The organism is Massilia sp. SYSU DXS3249 (assembly GCF_053668055.1).
Window position 1 is genome coordinate 249,739 of the sequence record NZ_JBSIPX010000005.1, and the last position, 20,084, is coordinate 269,822.

General features: G+C 66.1%; 17 protein-coding genes. 2 read left to right on the plus strand and 15 right to left on the minus strand.

The window, feature by feature from the left end:
• Positions 1 to 4: 4 nt before the first annotated feature.
• From ACWCIA_RS08775 to mraZ, 12 genes are read right to left on the minus strand one after another with little or no spacing between them, the layout of a single operon-like run.
• A complete protein-coding gene (locus ACWCIA_RS08775; protein ID WP_454162421.1) occupies positions 5 to 961 on the minus strand; it encodes a D-alanine--D-alanine ligase in 957 nt (318 codons plus the stop codon).
• Entirely contained in the window at positions 958 to 2,355 is a 1,398-nt protein-coding gene (gene murC / locus ACWCIA_RS08780; RefSeq protein WP_454162423.1) for a UDP-N-acetylmuramate--L-alanine ligase, read from the minus strand. Before murC ends, ACWCIA_RS08775 begins: the two co-directional genes overlap by 4 nt.
• The gene (gene murG / locus ACWCIA_RS08785; protein ID WP_454162481.1) at positions 2,352 to 3,425 is read right to left on the minus strand and encodes an undecaprenyldiphospho-muramoylpentapeptide beta-N-acetylglucosaminyltransferase; all 1,074 of its coding nucleotides are present in this window, start codon (positions 3,423 to 3,425) and stop codon (positions 2,352 to 2,354) included. Before murG ends, murC begins: the two co-directional genes overlap by 4 nt.
• 20 nt (positions 3,426 to 3,445) lie before the next feature.
• Positions 3,446 to 4,660, minus strand: coding sequence for a putative lipid II flippase FtsW (ftsW, locus tag ACWCIA_RS08790; RefSeq protein WP_454162425.1), 1,215 nt, complete (start codon positions 4,658 to 4,660; stop codon positions 3,446 to 3,448).
• Positions 4,660 to 6,156: a UDP-N-acetylmuramoyl-L-alanine--D-glutamate ligase gene (gene murD, locus ACWCIA_RS08795; RefSeq protein ID WP_454162427.1), complete on the minus strand. Its 1,497-nt coding sequence runs from the start codon at positions 6,154 to 6,156 to the stop codon at positions 4,660 to 4,662. Before murD ends, ftsW begins: the two co-directional genes overlap by 1 nt.
• Positions 6,157 to 6,171: 15 nt before the next feature.
• Entirely contained in the window at positions 6,172 to 7,341 is a 1,170-nt protein-coding gene (gene mraY / locus ACWCIA_RS08800; protein ID WP_454162429.1) for a phospho-N-acetylmuramoyl-pentapeptide-transferase, read from the minus strand.
• Positions 7,342 to 8,712: a UDP-N-acetylmuramoyl-tripeptide--D-alanyl-D-alanine ligase gene (locus tag ACWCIA_RS08805; protein WP_454162431.1), complete on the minus strand. Its 1,371-nt coding sequence runs from the start codon at positions 8,710 to 8,712 to the stop codon at positions 7,342 to 7,344.
• A complete protein-coding gene (locus ACWCIA_RS08810) occupies positions 8,712 to 10,247 on the minus strand; it encodes a UDP-N-acetylmuramoyl-L-alanyl-D-glutamate--2,6-diaminopimelate ligase (protein WP_454162433.1) in 1,536 nt (511 codons plus the stop codon). Before ACWCIA_RS08810 ends, ACWCIA_RS08805 begins: the two co-directional genes overlap by 1 nt.
• Complete coding sequence (locus ACWCIA_RS08815) at positions 10,247 to 12,022, minus strand: peptidoglycan D,D-transpeptidase FtsI family protein (RefSeq protein ID WP_454162435.1); 1,776 nt, start codon at positions 12,020 to 12,022, stop codon at positions 10,247 to 10,249. Before ACWCIA_RS08815 ends, ACWCIA_RS08810 begins: the two co-directional genes overlap by 1 nt.
• Positions 12,019 to 12,294 carry a cell division protein FtsL gene (gene ftsL / locus ACWCIA_RS08820; RefSeq protein WP_454162437.1) on the minus strand — a complete coding sequence of 92 codons (276 nt, stop codon included), beginning with the start codon at positions 12,292 to 12,294 and terminating at the stop codon, positions 12,019 to 12,021. Before ftsL ends, ACWCIA_RS08815 begins: the two co-directional genes overlap by 4 nt.
• Positions 12,291 to 13,274 (minus strand): 16S rRNA (cytosine(1402)-N(4))-methyltransferase RsmH, encoded by a 984-nt coding sequence (gene rsmH / locus ACWCIA_RS08825; protein ID WP_454162483.1) that lies wholly within the window; start codon positions 13,272 to 13,274, stop codon positions 12,291 to 12,293. Before rsmH ends, ftsL begins: the two co-directional genes overlap by 4 nt.
• Entirely contained in the window at positions 13,261 to 13,689 is a 429-nt protein-coding gene (gene mraZ / locus ACWCIA_RS08830) for a division/cell wall cluster transcriptional repressor MraZ (RefSeq protein ID WP_454162439.1), read from the minus strand. Before mraZ ends, rsmH begins: the two co-directional genes overlap by 14 nt.
• Before the next feature lie 527 nt (positions 13,690 to 14,216).
• On the opposite strand from mraZ, the gene ACWCIA_RS08835 reads away from it, so the two are divergent.
• Positions 14,217 to 15,167 (plus strand): AAA family ATPase, encoded by a 951-nt coding sequence (locus tag ACWCIA_RS08835; RefSeq protein ID WP_454162441.1) that lies wholly within the window; start codon positions 14,217 to 14,219, stop codon positions 15,165 to 15,167.
• A gap of 72 nt (positions 15,168 to 15,239) precedes the next feature.
• The gene (locus tag ACWCIA_RS08840; RefSeq protein ID WP_454162443.1) at positions 15,240 to 15,938 is read left to right on the plus strand and encodes a fumarylacetoacetate hydrolase family protein; all 699 of its coding nucleotides are present in this window, start codon (positions 15,240 to 15,242) and stop codon (positions 15,936 to 15,938) included.
• Positions 15,939 to 15,988: 50 nt separating this feature from the next.
• On the opposite strand, the gene ACWCIA_RS08845 is transcribed toward ACWCIA_RS08840, so the two are convergent.
• The 3 genes from ACWCIA_RS08845 to glpK all read right to left on the minus strand — a co-directional run bounded on the left by ACWCIA_RS08845 (position 15,989) and on the right by glpK (position 20,016).
• Positions 15,989 to 17,659: an outer membrane protein assembly factor BamB family protein gene (locus ACWCIA_RS08845; protein ID WP_454162445.1), complete on the minus strand. Its 1,671-nt coding sequence runs from the start codon at positions 17,657 to 17,659 to the stop codon at positions 15,989 to 15,991.
• A gap of 345 nt (positions 17,660 to 18,004) precedes the next feature.
• Positions 18,005 to 18,526 carry a PH domain-containing protein gene (locus tag ACWCIA_RS08850; RefSeq protein WP_454162447.1) on the minus strand — a complete coding sequence of 174 codons (522 nt, stop codon included), beginning with the start codon at positions 18,524 to 18,526 and terminating at the stop codon, positions 18,005 to 18,007.
• A gap of 2 nt (positions 18,527 to 18,528) precedes the next feature.
• On the minus strand, positions 18,529 to 20,016 hold the full coding sequence (glpK, locus tag ACWCIA_RS08855) for a glycerol kinase GlpK (RefSeq protein WP_454162449.1): 1,488 nt from the start codon (positions 20,014 to 20,016) through the stop codon (positions 18,529 to 18,531).
• Positions 20,017 to 20,084 lie beyond the last annotated feature (68 nt).

Consider the following 20,084-nt stretch of genomic DNA (forward strand, 5'->3'; position numbering starts at 1 on the left):
ATGCTTAGCCTTGTGCCTTTACCATCTTGCAGCGCGCCGAGCGCAGGATCTCGATGCACAGGTCTTCATAGCCGATGCCCACGGCGCGCGCCGCCATCGGCACCAGCGAGTGGCCCGTCATGCCCGGCGAGGTGTTCACCTCCAGCAGGAACGGGCGCATGTCGCTCTCGCGCACCAGCACGTCGACCCGGCCCCAGCCCTCGCAGCCGAGCGCGCGGTAGGCGTTCACGGCGTGGCGCTGGATCTCTTCGGTCAGCTCGGCCGGCAGCTGCGCCGGGCAGTGGTATTGCGTGTCGTCGGTGAAGTACTTGTTCTGGTAGTCGTAGTTGCCTTGCGGGGCGACGATCTCGACGATCGGCAGCGCGCGCGCGTGCTTGCCCGAGCCGAGCACGGCGACGGTGAACTCGCGGCCGGTGACGAATTCCTCGGCCAGCACGGTCTCGTCGAAGCCCGCGGCCAGGGCCACGGCGGCTTCGAACTCTTCCGCCTTTTCCACTTTCGTGATGCCGATGGTCGAGCCTTCGAGCGGCGGCTTGACGATCAGCGGCAGGCCGAGTTCGGCCACGACGGCGTCGAGGTCGTCGCCCGGCGCCACGGTCGCGTAGCGCGGGGTCGGGATGCCCTTCGACAGCCAGACGATCTTGGTCGTGATCTTGTCCATGCCGACGGCGGATGCCATGACGCCGCTGCCGGTGTAGGGAATGCCGAGCTGCTCGAGCGCGCCCTGCAGGCTGCCGTCTTCGCCGTAGCGGCCGTGCAGCGCGATGAAGACGCAGTCGAATTTTTCGGCGGCCAGTTCGGCGATGCTGCGCTCTGCCGGGTCGAAGGCGTGGGCGTCGATGCCGCGGCTCTGCAGCGCCTGCAGGACGCCGGTGCCCGACATGATCGAGACGTCGCGCTCGGCGGAACGTCCGCCGAACAGCACGCCGACCTTGCCGAAATTGGTAATGGTGTCGCTCACGATGCTACCTTTTGTTCAGTTGTCAGGATATGCGGAATGCCGCTGATCGAGCCCGCGCCCATGGTGAGGACGACGTCGCCGTCGCGCACTACCTGGCGGATCGCGTCGGGCATCTCGGCGATCGTTTCCACGAAAATCGGTTCGACCTTGCCGCCGGCACGCAGCGAGCGCGCCAGCGCGCGGCCGTCGGCGGCGACGATGGGCGCTTCGCCCGCTGCGTAAACTTCGGACAGCAGCAGCACGTCGGGCGTGGCCAGCACTTTCACGAAGTCCTCGAACAGGTCGCGCGTGCGGCTGTAGCGGTGCGGCTGGAAGGCCAGCACCAGGCGCCGGCCCGGATAGGCGGCGCGCGCGGCGGCCAGCGTCACCTCGGTCTCGACCGGGTGGTGGCCGAAGTCGTCGACCAGCGTGAAGCTGCCGCCGCCGTCGATCGCCACCTCGCCGTAGCGGGTGAAGCGGCGGCCGACGCCGCGGAACTCCAGCAGGCCCTGGGCGGTGGCGGCGTCGTCGATGCCGATCTCGCGCGCGATGGCAATGGCCGAGCAGGCGTTGAGCACGTTATGCATGCCGGGCTGGTTCAGCACGAATTTGGTATCCGGATAGCCTTCCTGGCGCACCGTGAAGTGCATGTGCACGCCGTCCGCGTAGGCGTCGAGGGCGCGCACTTGCGCATCCTCCGAAAAGCCGTAGGTCGTCACCGGCTTGGTCACCTGCGGCAGGATGGAGCGCACGTGGCGGTCGTCGATGCACAGCATCACGCGGCCGTAGAACGGCAGGCGGTGGGTGAAATTCACGAACGCGGCCTTCAGCTTGTCGAAGTCGTGCTCGTAGGTCTCCATGTGGTCGGCGTCGATGTTGGTGATCACCTCGATCATCGGCGACAGGTTCAGGAAGGAGGCATCCGACTCGTCGGCCTCGGCCACGATGTAGTCGCCGGTACCGAGTTTGGCATTGGCGCCGGCGCTGTTGAGCTTACCGCCGATCACAAAAGTCGGGTCCAGCCCGCCCTGGGCCAGCACAGATGCCACCAGGCTCGTGGTCGTGGTCTTGCCGTGTGTGCCTGCAATCGCGATGCCGCGCTTGAGGCGCATCAGTTCGCCCAGCATGATCGCGCGCGGCACGACGGGGATTTGCGCGGCGCGCGCGGCCATCACTTCCGGGTTCGCTTCGTTGACGGCGGTCGAGGTGACGACGGCGTCGGCGCCGAGGATGTTGTCGCTTGCATGGCCGAGGTAGACGCGCGCACCCAGGTCCTTCAGGCGGTTGCTGGCCGCATTGCTCGACAGGTCGGAGCCCGACACCTTGTAGCCGAGGTTGAGCAGCACCTCGGCGATGCCGCTCATGCCGCTGCCGCCGATGCCTACGAAATGGATGTGCTTGATCTTGTGTTTCATTGTTCGTTCTTTTTGTCCGCCAGTTGTTCGAGCACCTCGGCAATCGCCTCGTTTGCATCCCGCTTGCCTACCTGTTGCGCCGCCTCGGCCATCGCCAGGCAGCTCGCGCGCGTGGTCGATTGCAGCAGCTGGGCCACCTTCTGCGCCGACAGTTCGCCCTGCGGCAGGTGGATCGCCGCGCCCTGCCCGGCCATCCAGACCGCGTTGTCGCGCTGGTGGCTGGTGGTGCTGGCAACGAAGGGCACTAGCACGCTGGCCACGCCGGCGGCGGTCAGCTCGGACACAGTAATCGCGCCGGCGCGGCAGATTACCAAATCCGCGTCGGCATAGGCGGACGCCATGTCGTCGATGAAATCGACCACATTGGCGCTGACGCCGACGGCGGCATAGGCCGCGCGCAGGGCGTCGATATTCTTCTTGCCCGACTGGTGGGTCACGACCGGGCGCACATTCGCGTCGATCAATGCCAGGCCGGCCGGCACGCTGTCGTTGAGCACCTTGGCGCCCAGGCTGCCGCCGACGACGAGCACGCGCAGCGGGCCGCTGCGGCCCGCGAAGCGCTGGCTAGGGGCCGGAAGGTCGAGGATCGCCTGGCGCACCGGGTTGCCGGTGACGACCGCCTTGCCGGCGGCGCCGCCGAAGTCGGCCGGGAAGCCGAACAGCACGCGGGACGCCATCGGCGCCAGGGTCTTGTTCGACAGCAGCAGCGCGGCGTCGGCGTTCACCAGGGCCAGCGGAATGCCGCGCATGCGCGCCATCATCCCGCCCGGCACGGTGACGTAGCCGCCCATGCCCAGCACGACGTCGGGCTTGCGCTGACCAAGATAGCGCAGGCAGGCGGCGAATGAGGCGGCCATCTTGAACACGCCCTTGACGGTGTGCCCGATGCCCTTCCCGCGCAGGCCGGCGAAATCGATGGTGTCCATCTCGATGCCGTGCTTGGGCACGAACTCGCGTTCCATGCCGTGCGCGGTGCCCAGCCAGGTCACGTCCCAGCCGCGCGCGCGCATGGTCTGGGCGATGGCCACGCCGGGGAAGATGTGGCCGCCGGTGCCGGCCGCCATGATCATCATCTTCTTCTTCACATTCGTCACAGGCGTCCTCCCCGCATCAGGACCCGGTTCTCGTAGTCGATGCGCAGCAGGATCGCCAGGCCCACGCAGTTGATCAGGACGCCCGAGCCGCCATAGCTCATCAGCGGCAGGGTCAGGCCTTTCGTCGGCAGCAGGCCCAGGTTCACGCCCATGTTGATGAAGGTCTGCACGCCGATCCAGATGCCGATGCCCTTCGCGGCAAGGCCGGCGAAGAACTGGTCGAGGGCGATCGCCTGGCGACCGATGTCGAAGGCGCGCTTGACCAGCCAATAGAACATGGCCAGCGTGATCAGCACGCCGATCAGGCCCAGCTCCTCGCCGATCACGGCCATGATGAAGTCGGTGTGCGCTTCCGGCAGGTAGTGCAGCTTCTCGACGCTGTTACCCAGGCCCACGCCGGCGATCTCGCCGCGGCCGAAGGCGATCAGCGAATGCGTCAGCTGGTAGGCCTTGTCGAGCGAATTGCCTTCCTCCCACGGGTCGAGGTAGGCGAACATGCGCGCGCGGCGGAATGGCGACAGCGCGATGATGGACGAGAACACGAGGATCAGAATGGCGCCGATGCCGCCGAACCAGATCATGTTGAAGCCGCCCAGGAACAGGATGCCCATGGCGATGCAGACGATCACGCCGAAGGCGCCGAGGTCGGGCTCGAGCAGGAGCAGCATGCCGACCACGCCGACGGCAAAGGCCATCGGCATGAAGCCCTTGGTCAGCTTGTGCATGTACTGCTGCTTGCGCACCGTGAAGTCGGCGGCGTAGAGCACCACGACGATCTTCATGATTTCCGACGGCTGCACCTGGAACAGCTTGAAGGAGAGCCAGCGGCGCGCGCCGTTGACCACCACGCCGACGCCGGGAATCAGCACCAGCACGAGCAGGATCAGGGTGCCGACGAACATCAGCGGCGCCATTTTTTGCCAGAACGCGACCGGGAAGCGGAAAGCGACATACGCGGCCACGATGGCAGCCGTGACGAAGGCGGCCTGTTTGTACAGGAAGTACTCGTGGCGGCCGTTCAGGTTGGTGAACTTGGGCGAATCGGGCAGGCCGATCGAAGCCGAATACACCATCACCATCCCGAACAGCATCAGGATCAGCGTGATCCAGACCAGGGGCTGGTCGTAGTCCATCATCTTCGACGGACGCGAACGCTCGGCGACCGCATCGGCGGCGGAACCGGAAAACTTGAAGGGCAGCTGGAAGGCCATCAGATCTCCACTCCCTTGTCGAGGGCGATCTCGCGCACGGCATCGACGAACACCTGCGCGCGGTGCGCGTAGTTGGTGAACATGTCGAGGCTGGCGCAGGCCGGCGAGAGCAGCACGCAGTCGCCGCTGCGCGCCAGGCCGGCGGCGCGGCGCACCGCCTGCGGCAAATCATCCATGTCGAAGCACGGCACGCCGGACGGTTCGATGGCGGCGCGCACGGCCGGGGCATCCTTCCCGATCAGCAGCACGGCGCGCACATAATGCGACACCGGCTCGGCCAGGGGTGCGAAATCCTGGCCCTTGCCGTCGCCGCCGGCGATCAGCACGATCTGCTGGTTGTCCCCGACAAACGCTTTACCCAGGCCGAGCAAGGCGGCCACGGTGGCGCCGACGTTGGTGCCCTTGCTGTCGTCGTAGTAGTCGACATCGTCGATGGTGGCGACCAGCTCGACGCGGTGCGGCTCGCCCGCATACTCGCGCAGGCCGTGCAGCAGCGGCGCCAGCGGCAGGCCGGCGGCGCGGCACAGGGCCAGCGCGGCCAGCGCGTTCGAGGCATTGTGCAGGCCGCGGATTTTCAATGCATCGGCCGGCATCAGGCGGTTGACGACGATCTCCACCGGTTCGGCGACTTCGCCTTTCTTCAGCTTCTTTTCGATGGTCTCGCCCGGCACGGCGTTCGCCAGCCAGAGCACGCCGCGTTCGTTGACGAGGCCCATGGCGCCCGGCGCATCCGGTTCGCCGGTGCCGAACGTGATCGTCTGCGCGCCCGGGGCGGACATGCCCATCACGATCGCGTCGTCGCGGTTCAGCACGCGCACCGTGTCTGCGCCGAAGATGCGCGCCTTGTCCGCCGCGTAGGCCGCCATGTCGCCATGCCAGTCAAGGTGGTCCTGGGTGATGTTCAGGACGGTGGCGGCATCGGCGTTCAGGCTGAAGGTCGTGTGCAGCTGGAAGCTGGAGAGTTCGAGCACCCAGGCCTGCGGCAGCTTGTTCTCGGCCAGCGCTTCGCGCAGCACGTCGAGCGCGGCCGGGCTGATGTTGCCGGCCACGCGGGTGTCGAAACCGGCGCGGCGGCACAGCAGGCCGGTCAGGCTCGTCACCGTGGTCTTGCCGTTGGTGCCAGTAATCGCGATGAGCTTCGGCGCATAGCCCTGCTCCGCGCGCAAAGCGGCCAGGGCTTGCGCGAACAGCTCGATCTCGCCCCAGACGGGGATGTTCTTTTCCGCAGCGGCCGGGGTGATGGCGGCCAGTTCCTTGTTCGGCGCCAGGCCGGGGCTGACGGCGACGAAGTCGACGCCCTCTACCAGCGTGGCCGCGAACTCACCGGCGACGAACTCGGCATCCGGCACGGCAGCAAGCAGCGCCGGCAGGCGCTGCGGCTCCGCGCGCGTGTCGGCCACGCGCACGCGCGCGCCGCAACGGTGCAGCCATTGCGCCATCGCGAGCCCGGATTCTCCGAGCCCCAGTACCAGTGCGAGTTTGCCTTCGTAGTTCATTCCGCAGTTCTTCTTTTAACGCAGTTTCAGGGTGGAGAGACCGACGAGGACCAGGACCATCGTCACGATCCAGAAGCGGACCACGACCTTGGTCTCCTTCCAGCCCTTCTGTTCAAAATGGTGGTGCAGCGGCGCCATCAGGAAGACGCGGCGGCCGGTGCCGTAACGCTTCTTCGTGTACTTGAACCATGACACCTGGATGATCACGGACAGGGTCTCGGCGACGAACACGCCGCCCATGATGAACAGGACGATTTCCTGGCGCACGATGACGGCGATGGTGCCGAGGGCGCCGCCCAGGGCCAGCGCACCGACGTCGCCCATGAACATCTGGGCCGGGTGGGCGTTAAACCAGAGGAAGGCCAGGCCTGCGCCGGCCATCGCGCCGCAGAAGATCAGCAGTTCGCCGGCGCCGGCAATGTGCGGGATGAACAGGTATTTTGCGAACGTGGCGTTACCGGTCAGATAGGCGAACAGGCCCAGGGCGCCGCCCACCATCACGGTCGGCATGATCGCCAGGCCGTCGAGGCCATCGGTGAAGTTGACCGCGTTCGACGAACCCACGATGACGCAATAGGTCAGCGCGATGAAGCCCCACACGCCCAGCGGATAGCTGATGGTCTTGAAGAAGGGGACGATCAGGTCGGCTTTTGGGGGCAGGTCGAGCGAGAAGCCGGACTGCACCCAGGCCCAGAACAGCTGGCCCACTTCCCACGGGGTCGGGGCCGACACCGAGAACGCCAGGTAGAGCGAGGCGGCGATGCCGATCAGCGACATCCAGAAGTATTTTTCGCGCGAGCGCATGCCTTCCGGATCCTGGTAGACCACCTTGCGGTAATCGTCGACCCAGCCGACCGCGCCGAAGCCGAGGGTCACGACCAGCACCGGCCAGATCAGGCGGTTCGACAGGTCGCACCACAGCAGGGTGGAGAGCGCGATCGCGATCAGGATCAGCACGCCGCCCATGGTCGGGGTGCCGTGTTTTTTCAGGTGGGTCTGCGGACCCTGGGTGCGCACGGCCTGGCCGACCTTCATCTCGGTCAGCTTGCGGATCACGGCCGGACCCGTGAACAGGCCGAGCGCGATCGCGGTGATCGTGGCGCCCACCGCGCGGAAGGTAATGAAGTTAAAGAGGCGCATCGGACCGATATAGTCCTGCAGGAATTGTGCAAGCCAGAGAAGCATTTAGTGGGCGTCCTTGCCAGTGTTTGTGGAACCAATCAGGTGATTGACCACGCGCTCCATCTTCATGAAGCGCGAGCCTTTCACCAACACAGTTGCATCAGAATTGCCGCCCAGTTGCTCGTCCAGTGCTGCCAATAATGCGTCAAACTGCTCAAAATGTTGTGCGCCGTGCTGCGCCAGGTGGCGCGACAGCTCGCCCGTCGCCAGCACCGTCTCGATGCCGCGCGCCTGCGCATAGGCGCCGATTTCTTCAGTGAACTCGCGGCCCTGCGTGCCGACTTCGCCCATGTCGCCGATGACGAGGAAGCGCGGCGCCGGATAGGCGGCCAGCACGTCGATCGCGGCGCGCATCGAATCCGGGTTGGCGTTGTAGGTGTCGTCGATGACGACCGCGCCGTTGGCCGCCTGCTTGCGCTGCAGGCGCCCGCCGACCGGTGCGAAGCTTTCCAGCCCGCGCACGATCGTGTCCTGGTCCAGGCCGGCCGCCAGCGCGCAGGCGATGGCCGCCAGCGCGTTGCGCACATTGTGCTCGCCGGCTGCGGCCAGTTTCACCGCGAACGTGCCGCCGGGGGCCGTCACTTTCAAATTGTTACCGAATCCGTCGCTGGTATAAGTACAGCGCACGTCGCATGCGCCATCCAGGCCGAAGGTCAGGCTGCGGCAGCGCGAAGCCAGGCCCTGCCACAGCGCCGTATAGGTGTCGTCGCCGGGATAGACGGCCACGCCGTCGCCCGGCAGCGCAGCGAATACGGAACCGTTTTCCTGCGCCACCGCTTCCACGGTGTGCATGAATTCCTGGTGCTCGCGCTGGGCGTTGTTGACCAGGGCGACGGTCGGCTGGGCGATGGCGGCCAGGCGCGCGATCTCGCCCGGATGGTTCATCCCCAGTTCGACGACGGCCGCGCGGTGCGCCGCTTCCAGGCGCATCAGGGTCAGCGGCACGCCGATCTCGTTGTTCAGGTTGCCCTGCGTGGCCAGGCGGGTGTCCGCGCTGAAGGCGGCGGCCAGGATCGCGGCGATCATTTCCTTGACGGTGGTCTTGCCGTTGCTGCCGGTGACGCCGATCACGGGGATGTCGAACTGGCGGCGCCACCCGTTCGCGATGCGGCCCAGGGCGACCAGGGTGTCCGGCACCACCAGCGCCGGCAGCGTCCAGCCTTCCGGCAGGCGCTCGGCGACGACGGCGGCGGCGCCATTGTTTGCCACCTGTTCCAGGAAGTTGTGGGCGTCGAAGGTTTCGCCGCGCAATGCGACGAACAGCGCGCCGGCGTTGGCCGTACGGCTGTCGGTCGAGACACTGTCGAACACGGCGTCAGCGGTCACGCTGCTGCCTTCGACAGACGCTGTCAATTGTGCGAGCGAACCGCGCATCAATGGGTCCTCATCATGGTAAGCCGCGCGCTCAGGGCCAGCGCGGCGTGGTCGGCGTCGGAAAACGGCATCTTGCGGCCCTTGATTTCCTGGTAGGGCTCGTGGCCCTTCCCGGCCAGCAGGATCACGTCGGGCTTGCCGGCGTTCTTGACGGCGGCGAGGATCGCGGTGGCGCGGTCTTCGATGGCCTGCAGGCGCGAGCGCGGATGCGCCGCATCCATGCCGGCCACGACCTGCTCGATGATCGCGCCCGGCTCTTCGCTGCGCGGGTTGTCGCTGGTGACGATCACCTGGTCGGCCATCTGGGCGATCGCGCCCATCTGCGGCCGCTTGCCCGGATCGCGGTCGCCGCCGCAGCCGAACACGCACCACAGCTGGCCATGGCGCTCGTCGGCCACCTGGCGCAGCGCGCCCAGGGTCTTTTCCAGCGCGTCCGGCGTGTGGGCGTAGTCGATGACGACCAGCGGCGCGTCCTGGCCGCCGAGCTGCTGCATGCGGCCCGGGGCCGGCACCAGCGCTTCGATCGCCTCGACCGCGTTCTTGAGGGGCACGTCCTTGGCCAGCAGCGCGCCCAGCACGGCCAGCGAGTTGCTGATGTTGAAGTGGCCGACCAGCTGGGTTTTCACCATTGCGTTGCCGACGCTCGATTCGAGCTGGAACTCGGTGCCCGCCGGACGGCTGCGTTTATGGGTCGCGCGCAGGATGGTGACGCCGTCGATCTCCGGCTGGGCCGACGTGTCGTGCAGGGTGTAGCCCGTGATCGCCAGCGCCGGCCGGTTGACCCGCAGTTGCGCGACCAGGCGCTGCCCGGCCGGATCGTCGAGGTTGACGACCGCGTGCTGCAGCTCGGGCCAGGCGAACAGCTTGGCCTTGGCCGCTTCGTAGCTGGCCATGTCGCCGTGGTAGTCGAGGTGGTCGCGCGTGAGGTTCGTAAAGATCGCGACGTCGAAATGCATGCCGGCGGTCCTGCCCTGCTCCAGCCCGATCGACGAGACTTCGATGGCGAGCGTACGGGCGCCCGCTTCGCGCACGGCCGACAGGCGGCTGGCCAGCAGCACGGCGTCGGGCGTGGTGTAGCCGGTCTCGATGAACTCGGCGTCGACTTTGCCCTTGAACATGCCGACGCCGAGGGTGCCGATGACGGCAGCGGTCTCGCCCAGCTTGGCGAAGGCCTGGCCGAGCCAGAAGGCGCAGGAGGTCTTGCCGTTGGTGCCGGTGACGCCGATGGTGAACATGTCGGCGTCGGGCTGGCCCAGGCAGGCGTGGGCGATGATGCCCGCTTGCGGCTTCAGGGCGGGCACGGCCAGGTGCGGCACGGCGATGCTGTCGTCCCAGGCGAAACCGGTGTCGTCATAGACCACGGCGGCGGCGCCCGCGGCCACGGCGGCGCCGATGTAGCGGCGGCCGTCCTGGGCGTCGCCCGGATAGGCGAAAAAGACGTCGCCAGGCGTTACCTGGCGCGAGTCGGAAACAAGTTTGCCGCCTGGTGCGGCGGCAACGACCCAGCGAGCGATATCGTGCAGGCTATGCGCCATCACATGCCCTCCTCGAGTGGTTCTTCCGGAATGATGATGTCGGTGACCGACGAATCCGGCGGGATGTTCGCGGCGCGCAGCGCGTTGGCAGCCAGGTCCGCGGCGGTTGGCGCCGCAACATTTCCGCCTTGTCTCAGCGCACCCCTTGGGTTGTCGACCATGACGGCAATGACGAAGCGCGGCTTGGACATCGGCGCGATGCCGACGAAGTAGCCGATGTTGTCGGTGCGCGAGTAACGGCCGTTGACGAGCTTCTCGGCAGTGCCGGTCTTGCCGCCCACGCGGTAGCCCGCCACCTGGGCCCTGGATGCCGTTCCTTCCGGACCAACCACCGACTCGAGCATCGTGCGCACCTGGGCGGCGGTCTTCGGCGAGATCACCTGCTGGCCGACAGGCTCTTCGGTCACCTTCACGAACGACAGCGGAATGATGTCGCCGTTACGCGCGAAGATCATGTAGGAACGGGCCATCTGCAGCAGCGACACCGACAGGCCGTGGCCGAAAGCCATGTTCGCGTATTCGATCGGCTTCCACGATTTCCACGGACGCACGCGCCCGGCGGTCGGGCCGGGGAAGCCGAAGCGCGGCGCCTGCCCGTAGCCGACCTTGGTGTACAGCTCCCACATTTGCTGCGGCGGGATCATTTGCGCGATCTTGACCACGCCGATGTTCGACGACTTCTGGATGACGCCGCTGGTGGTCAGCATTGGTTTCGGGTGAAGGTCGCGGATCGGGCGGCCGCCGACGACGATGCGGCCGGAGCCGGTGTCGAAGACGGTGTTCGGGGTGATCTTTCCGGTTTCCAGGCCGAGCGCCACCGTCAGCGGCTTGATCGTCGAGCCGGGCTCGAAGGTATCGGTGATCACGCGATTGCGCAACTGGGCGCCGGTCAGCTTCCTGCGGTCGTTCGGGTTGTATGTCGGGTAGTTGGCCATGGCCAGCACCTCGCCGGTATGCACGTCGAGCACGACGGCGCCGCCGGCGTCGGCGTTGAATTTCTCGACCGCGTTCTTCACGCTGGTGAAGGCGATGTACTGCAGCTTGCTGTCGACGGAGAGGGTCAGGTCCTTGCCGTTGTGCGGCTCGCGCAGGATGCCGAGGTCCTCGACCACGCGGCCCAGGCGGTCCTTGATGACGCGGCGGCTGCCGGGCGTTCCGACCAGGCTCTTTTGCTGGGCCAGCTCCATGCCTTCCTGGCCCACGTCCTCGACGTTGGTGAAGCCGACCATGTGGGTCATGACTTCGCCCTGCGGGTAGAAGCGCTTGTATTCCTTGCGCGTGTCGATCCCGTTGATCTTGAGCTTCTCGATCTTCGCGATGACGTCCATCTCCACCTGGCGTTTCAGGTAGACGAAGGTGCGGTCCGAGTCGAGCTTCTTGCGCAGTTCCTGTTCCGGCATCTCCAACAGGCGCGCCAGTTCCGTGATCTTTTCCGGCGGCGAGGCCAGCACGTCTTCCGGCAGCGCCCAGACGGCCTTCACCGGCAGCGAGGAGGCGAGCACCTGGCCGTTGCGGTCCATGATCTTGCCGCGCGTGGCCGGCATTTCCAGCGTGCGCTCGTAGCGGCTCTTGCCCTTCTTTTGCAGGAACTCGTCATTGATGACCTGGCGGTACACGGCGGCGCCGGCCAGCGTGGCGAAACCGGCGAAGAGCAGGAACAGCATCACGCGCGAACGCCAGTCGGGCAGGCGCACGGCCAGCACCGGGCTCTTCGAGAAAGCCATGCCTTTCGAGGCGGCGACGCGGCCGCCGCTGAAGGGTTTGTCGCGCTTCATGGCGCGCCCTCGGTCAGGTACTGGGTGCGGGCGGGCGTCAATGGCGTCATGTTCAATTCGGTGCGCGCGATCTGCTCGATGCGCTCGTTCTTGCCGAGGGTGGACTGGTCGAGCTGGAGCTGGGCCCAGTCGATGTCGAGCTGGCGCGACTGCCCCTGCAGGCGTTCGAGCTCGGTGGTCAAGTGGCGCACCTGGTAGCGCGCGTTCACCAGGGTCAGGCCGCAGGCGATCAGGCCGGCCGAGAGCAGGATGGCAAGCTTGTTACTGCTCATCGAATGGCGTCCTCTAAGCGCTCGGCCACGCGCAGTACCGCCGAGCGGGCGCGCGGGTTGCTTGTTACTTCTGCGTCGGACGGCTTGATCTTGGCGATCAGCTTCATCTGCGGCTGCGGCAGGTCGACGGCGCGGATCGGCAGGCGGCGGTCCGGCTGCGGCACCTTGGCCTTACTGGCCAGGAATTGCTTGACCATGCGGTCTTCGAGCGAGTGGAAACTGATAATCGACATGCGCGCGCCGGGACGGAGCATCGCGTAGGCGGCATTCAGCCCAGCCTCGAGGTCCTCAAGCTCTTTATTGATGAAAATCCGGACAGCCTGAAAGGTGCGGGTGGCCGGATCCTTGCCCTTTTCCCGAGTCTTGACCGCGTCTGCCACGATTGCGGCAAGCTGTCGTGTGCTTGAAATTGGCTCGACTGCCCGGCGAGCAACAATCGCCTTTGCAATCTGAAAAGCAAACCGTTCTTCCCCATAATCGCGTATTACCTTTTCCAGTTGTTGTTCGGTCGCCGTGGCAATCCATTCGGCGGCCGAGATTCCTCGGGTCGTGTCCATCCGCATGTCGAGCGGGCCGTCGTTGCGGAAGCTGAAGCCGCGCGCGGCATCGTCCACCTGCGGCGACGAAATGCCCAGGTCGAGCAGGATGCCGTCGACATGCGCAATGCCCTCGCCGGCCAGGGCGGAACCCATGCTGGCGAAACTATCGTGGACAATCGAAAAACGTGGGTCGGCGATCTGCCGGGCCGTGGCGATGGCCTGCAGGTCCTTGTCGAAGGCGATCAGGCGGCCCTTTGCTCCCAGGCGCGACAGGATCAGGCGGCTATGGCCGCCGCGGCCGAAGGTGCCGTCTATATAGATGCCGTCGGCGCGTGGGCCGGCCAGGTCGAGCGCATCGACCGCTTCGTCAAGCAGCACCGTGCGATGCAGCAGCTCGGGCACCGTGTTGGCAATCGTCATCGGTGCCTCAGAAAGAGAAATTGGAGAGTACATCGGGCATGCCGCCGGCCACGGCCGTGGCTTCGTCGGCGGCCAGCTTGGCGGCGTCCCAGATTTCGAAGTGGGTGCCCATGCCGAGCATCATCACTTCTTTTTCCAGGCCGACGGCGGAACGCAATTCGGGCGAGATCAGGACGCGGCCGGCGCTGTCCATCTCGACATCGCAGGCGTTACCAAGGAAAATGCGCTGCCACGCGCGTGCCGACATCGGCCAGGCGGCGATCTGGTCGCGGTGGGTTTCCCATACCGGGCGCGGGAAGAACAGGAGGCAGCCGTGCGGGTGGCGGGTCAGCGTGAGGCGGCCTTCGCATTGAAGCGCGAGGGCGTCACGATGCTTTGCCGGTATTGACATCCGGCCTTTCGCATCGAGATTGATCGCTGACGCGCCTTGAAACACGTAGGTACCTAGCTTTGGAGAGTTATCAGTTTAGTTATTTTGCGCGCCGGGAGACCTGAACTTCTCCCACAAAACTGCACTTTTTCACACTGTTTCCCACTTTAGAGGAAGCGTTGTTACTGGTCAAGCGAATTCCGGTAGGAAAAACCCGAATTTTGCTAATGAAATGAAGGACTTAGCAAGATTCTTTCAAGCAGCATCGCGATAAAATATCTCGGAAAATTAAGCACTTAGCTTAAACACTGAAAGTGCTACCTCATCTGGGTAGTGCAAGCTAAGGTTTGCTTTTTGGAAAAATATTTGTCATTACAGCGGCGTTCGGCCACCACATCGTCGGCTCGACACTACACAGCATGAGCGCGCCTAAAAGTTATCTTTAGAGCAAGTTTTGCACCTGGCGAAGGAGCGCCTGCAAGGAGAGGCCGGACAACTCAGCCATTGAGCGTTTGTCAAGCGCTCTTCATTGCGAATTCATGCGCGCCGGGTTAGGATTTCCCTGCAAGCGTTTCCCCGCAAGGAGAGCTACCGTGAGCATCACCATCGCCCGCACCCGCCCCGTCTACGACCTGCTCGACGTGCAGGAGGCGCTCGAGCGCAGCCGGGGCCGTTCGCCCGAACTCGAGGCGTTTTATGAACGCATGCTGGGCGCCGGGCCGGAACGTTTCGTCACCACGCCCTCCTCCCTCGACGCGCTCGACCCCTTGTTCGAGGAATGCCCGAATTTCGACGACGTGCTCGACGACCTGGCGCGCTACCTGCGCCTGGCCCACGCCGGCAACAAGGGTTTCAACGTGATGCCGATCCTGCTGCTCGGCGGGCCCGGAGTCGGCAAGACCCATTTCGCCAAGCGCCTGGCGCGGGCGATGGGCACCGAGTGTGAGCTCATCAGCATGAACGCGCTGTCGGCCGGCTTCGTCATCACCGGCAGCTCGGCCAGCTGGCGCGGCGCGAAATGCGGCAAGGTCGCCGAGCGCCTCGTGCGCGGGCAGTACGCCAACCCGGTGGTGGTGCTCGACGAAGTGGAAAAGGCGACCGGCTCCTCGCAGTCCGATCCGCTGGCCGCGCTCTACCAGCTGCTCGAACCGGAAACCTCGCGAGCCTTCCGCGACGAATTCATCGACGTCGAGATCGACGCCAGCCAGATCTTCTGGGTGCTGACCGCCAACTCGGTCGACGGCATCCCGGCGCCCCTGCTCAACCGGATGGCAGTCTACGAGGTGCCGGCGCCCACGCCCGAACAGGCGGCCGGCATTGCCCAGCGCATGTATGCCGCGCTGCTGGAGGAACTGAACCTGGCCGGCTTCGACGCCCGCCTGGCCGATGCGGTGCTCGACCGGCTGGCGGGCGTGTCGCCGCGCGATCTGCGCAAAACCCTGCTCGACAGCCTGGGTTATGCGGTGGCCGACGGCCGCGCGCACGTGGTGCTCGACGACCTGCGCTTCAAGCAGCCGGCGGGACGGGGACGGATCGGCTTTTAGGAAGGGTCTTGAAGCGCTACGCCGGATGCCGCCCGGCGCTAGAATGGGGTACTTTGTCAACACGAGAGCCCCATGACCGACTTCGCCTTCACGCCTCCCGATACGCCCTCGCTCGCCGTCTACGGCAGCAACCTGCGCTTCCCGATCCGCCGCGTCTTCTGCGTCGGCCGCAACTACGCGACCCACGCGCGCGAAATGGGCAGCGATCCGAACCGCGAGCCGCCCTTCTTCTTCACCAAGCCGGCCGACGCCGTGGTGCCGGCCGAGGGCGCGCTTCCCTACCCACCGGCGACGCAAGACCTGCACCATGAGATCGAGCTGGTGGTGGCCCTGCGTTCGGGCGGCGCCGACATCCCGGCCGACGAGGCGCTCGCGAAAGTCTGGGGCTATGGCGTGGGCATCGACCTGACCCGGCGCGACCTGCAGGCGGCTGCCAAGGAGACCGGGCGGCCCTGGGACATGGCCAAGGGCTTCGACGCCTCCGCGCCCTGCACCCCGCTGCGCCCGGTGAGCAGCTTCGGCCACCCTTCCGAAGACGCCTGCATCCGCATGACGGTCAATGGCGAGACCCGCCAGGATGGCGCGTTGAACGAGATGATCTGGCCGATCGCCGACATCATCAGCCACCTGTCGCGCCTGGTGACGCTGGCGCCGGGGGATTTGATCTTCACCGGCACGCCGGGCGGGGTCGGCGCCCTGCTGCCGGGCGACCGGGTGCATGGCGAAGTGGCGGGGGTCGACGAGTTCGACCTGGAGATCGTCGAGAGATAAAAGAAAGGGGCAGCTTGCGCTGCCCCTCCCGGCCACGATGGACGTCCGGCTTATTTCACGTTGATCGCCACCAGCGCTTCCGCCGCGTGGATGTAGAGGATGCCGCTGCGCGTGATGACCAGGCGGCCGGAGAGCGGGTAGCTCCACACCGCCTTGCCGGTGCGCAGGTCAATGGCATACGTGTTTTTCTCGGTGCTGACGAATACCAGGTTGTTGGTCACGACCGGCTCGGCGTTCCAGGTGGTTTCGCCGGCGATCGGCGGCGTCCACGACCAGCGCAGCGTGGCATCGCTTTCGGCGCGCGCCTCGAGGCGGTAAGGCAGCTTGTTCGGCGCGTAAATGACGCCGTTGGCGTAGGCAGGCGTCACCGAATAGGCGCCGGGTACCCGCCAGTCGATATATCCCTTGTCCACATTAAACTTGAGCAGCGCATTGACGTTGGTGGAATGGGAATACACCCAGGCCGCGCTGCCGTAATCGGCGGCAATCACCGTCCCCGGCGACGTGAGCACCGGCGAACCGTTCGTGTCGTAGCCGGCGAAATTGCTCTGCGTCGTGTCCTGGATCCGACTGCGCTGGGTACCGGTCTTGCGGTCGAAGACGGTGAGCGTGCTGTTGACAAACACATAGACCGAGTTGGCGTCGACCGCGGGCGACCACTTGTCATACTGGGAGACAGCGCCGGTAAACATGAGTTCGCCCGTCGACTTGAAGGCATACAGGCCGCCATAGGAGCCGGAATTCGTGTAGATCGCGTTGTCGTACACGACCGGCGCCAGGTATTCCTCCCACTGCGAGCTCATCGGCGACTTGAAGATGACGGTGCCGGTGGCGGCATCGAGGGCGAACAGGAAGGTCGACTGCTGCTGGCCGGCCGCCATGTAGACGACGCCGTTTGCCACCGCTGCCGGATTAAGCGATGGATACGCCAGGGTGCTGACGTCATAGCTCCAGACGACGCTGCCGTCGAGTTCCCTGCGGGCCTCGAGTTTCTTGTCCTTGGCCACATAGAACAGGCCATTGGCCGCAGCCAGCGTCGTCGGCAATGGCGTGTTGTGGAAGGCCGTCGAATAGACGGGGCCGCTCTTCCAGCGCAGCGAGAACTTGTCCGGGTTGAGCGTGACGGGCACATGGCCGGTGTGCGAGGCATTGCCCTGGAAGGTGCCCCAGTCGGGCATGTCGGGCCACGGCGCCAACGGCGTGATCTTGTCGCCCGGCCAGGCGTTGCCCGAGGCCGCAACCGTGATCGCGTACGGCACCTTGATCGAAGGCACCACCTGCGGGGTGGCGCAGGCCTGGTCGCTGCACAGCTTGACCGTCCACTCGCCGGCGTAGTTGCCTGCAACCGCGTTCGGCACGGTGCTCATCGCCAGCGTGTAGCTGCCGTCGCCGTTCGGCGTGACCGCGACTGCATCCGCAGGGACGAGCTGGGTGCCGTTCGCGGTGGCGGCGCTGGCGTACAAGGTACCGGCCGGGGTGAAGTCCGGCTTGATGACCACGTCCATTGAGATGCCGGTATCGACCGCGATGTGGCGGGTGACCGTTCCCGACAGCAGGCTGACCGCCGGCGGTGGTGGCGGCGGGGGCGCGACCGGCGGCGTGGGCGGTGTTACCGGCGGCTGGTTTGCGATCGGAGGGGCAGGCGCGGGTCCGTCACCGCCACCGCCTCCACACCCCACCAACAACACACCGGTTGCCGCCCACACCAATCCCTTTTTCATTTTTCTCTCTCAGTCAATGTTATGTCGTCGCATACGACGCAGTCATCGGACATGCGTTGTATAAGCGGGGCAGAACATATCATGAGAAATTGATAAATTGAAATAAAACTGAGTTAATCAGTTGTTTTTTGGAATTAGCAATAATTGGTGAGAATATGAACAAAGAGATTTAATGAAAATTCTCATTTGATCAGGGTAATTCCCGGCGCAATATCGTCTGCATGGTTCAGAGCGCCTAACAAAATCTTCAGAGCAAGGGATGCGACCACCCGACGCGGCGACGGAGACAGTACGACTGTACGGCAAGGAGCTGCAACGCAGCTATGGAGGTTTTGTTTGGCGCTCTCAACCGGCAGCCGCGCGCAGGGCCGCCAGGAAGCGCTCCGGCTCCTCGACGCTGAACACCAGGTCGGCGCCGTTGCGCGCCGGCAGGTACACCACCCGGCTGCGGTCGGTCAGCAGCGCGAACACCACCGATTTATCCGGGCCGGAAAAGCGGCCCGCCGCATAGCCCGGCAGCCCGATGCCGTTGCGGCGCAAGCCGAGCCGGGCCTGGGGGATCGCGTTGTAGGCGCCGGCCTGCGCCCGGCCCAGGTCGAAGTCGGCCAGCGGCCGGTCCTGTTCGTAGAAGTGCGCCGCGCGCAGGACGATCCTGCCCCCTTCGACCCGCAGGTCGTTGTCGGAAATGGTGTACCCGAGCGCCGCCATGACCGGCACGATCAGGATCGCGGTCAGCCCGACATTCTTCAGGGTGCGCGCCGGTCCGTCGCGGCGCAGCACGAGCAGGGGCGCGGCGCAGGCCAGCAGCGCGATGGCGGCCACGCTCCAGTACACCGTGCCGGCGACGGCCGGGATCGTGAACGCCATGCTCAATGTTCCACCCAGCCCTTGGCATGCTCGACCGCCCGCGCCCAGCGCCCGCGCAGCTCGTCGCGCCGCGCGGCATGCATCGCCGGCTCGAAACGGTGCTGGGCGCGCCACAGGGTGCCGATCTCTTCGCGCGAGGCCCAGAAGCCCTGCGCCAGCCCGGCGAGATAGGCCGCGCCGAGCGCCGTCGTTTCGGTGACGAGCGGGCGCACCACCGGCACCCCGAGCAGGTCGGCCTGGAACTGCATCAGCAGGTCGTTGCGCGCAGCGCCGCCATCGGCGCGCACCTCGCGCACCGGGCAGGCGGCGTCCTTCTGCATCGCCGCCAGCAGCTCGGCGCTCTGGTAGGCGATCGCCTCGACCGCCGCGCGCGCGATGTGGGCGGCAGTGGTCCCGCGGGTCATGCCAACGATGGTGCCGCGCGCATACGGGTCCCAGTGCGGCGCGCCGAGGCCGACAAAGGCCGGCACCAGCATCACCCCGCCGCTGTCCGGCACCGAGGTGGCCAGCGCCTCGACCTCGCTGGATTCCCTGATGATGCCGAGCCCGTCGCGCAGCCACTGCACGGTGGCGCCGCCCATGAACACGCTCCCTTCCAGCATATAGTCGGTGCGGCCGTCGACCTTCCAGCCGACGGTGGCCAGCAGCCGGTTGCGCGAGACCGGCGGCACGTAGCCGGCGTGCATCAGCATGAAGCAGCCGGTGCCATAGGTATTCTTGACCATGCCCTTGTCGTAGCAGGCCTGGCCGAAGGTGGCGGCCTGCTGGTCGCCGGCGATGCCGGACAGGGGAATCGGCCCGCCGAACCATTCCTCGCGCACGAGGCCGACCTGCTGCGAGCTGCGCACGACTTCCGGCAGCATCGCTTCGGGCACGCCGAACAGGTCGAGCAGGGCCGGGTCCCAGCGCATCGAGTGGATGTTGTAGAGCATGGTGCGCGAGGCGTTGCTGACGTCGGTGACGTGGCGCCCGCACAGTTGATAGGCGAGCCAGCTGTCGATGGTGCCGAAGCACAGTTCGCCGCGCTCCGCCCGTTCGCGCACGCCGGGCACGTTCTCGAGCAGCCATTGCAGCTTGGTGGCGGAAAAATAGGCGTCGAGTTCGAGACCGGTGCTGCGCCCGATGGCGCGCGCATGCCCCGCTTCGCGCAGGCGGTCGCAGGCGCCGGCGGTGCGGCGGTCCTGCCAGACGATGGCGCGCGCGACCGGCTCGCCCGTCGCCCGGTCCCAGACGACGGTGGTTTCGCGCTGGTTGGCGATGCCGACGGCGGCCACCTGCCCCGCCGTCACCCCGGACTCGCTCAGCACCCGGCGCGCGCAGGCAAGCTGGCTGTTCCAGATGTCGAGGGCGTCGTGCTCGACCCATCCGGGCTGCGGGAAGTGCTGGGGATATTCCTGCTGTGCGCAGGCGAAGACCTGGCCCTGGCGGTCGAACAGGATGGCGCGGGAACTGGTCGTTCCCTGGTCGAGTGCGAGGATGTATTGAGGCATCGATGTCTCCGGAGCGGCCAGCGTGCGGTCTACGCCGGAGATTGTAGCCTAGTCATCTGGCCAAGCCC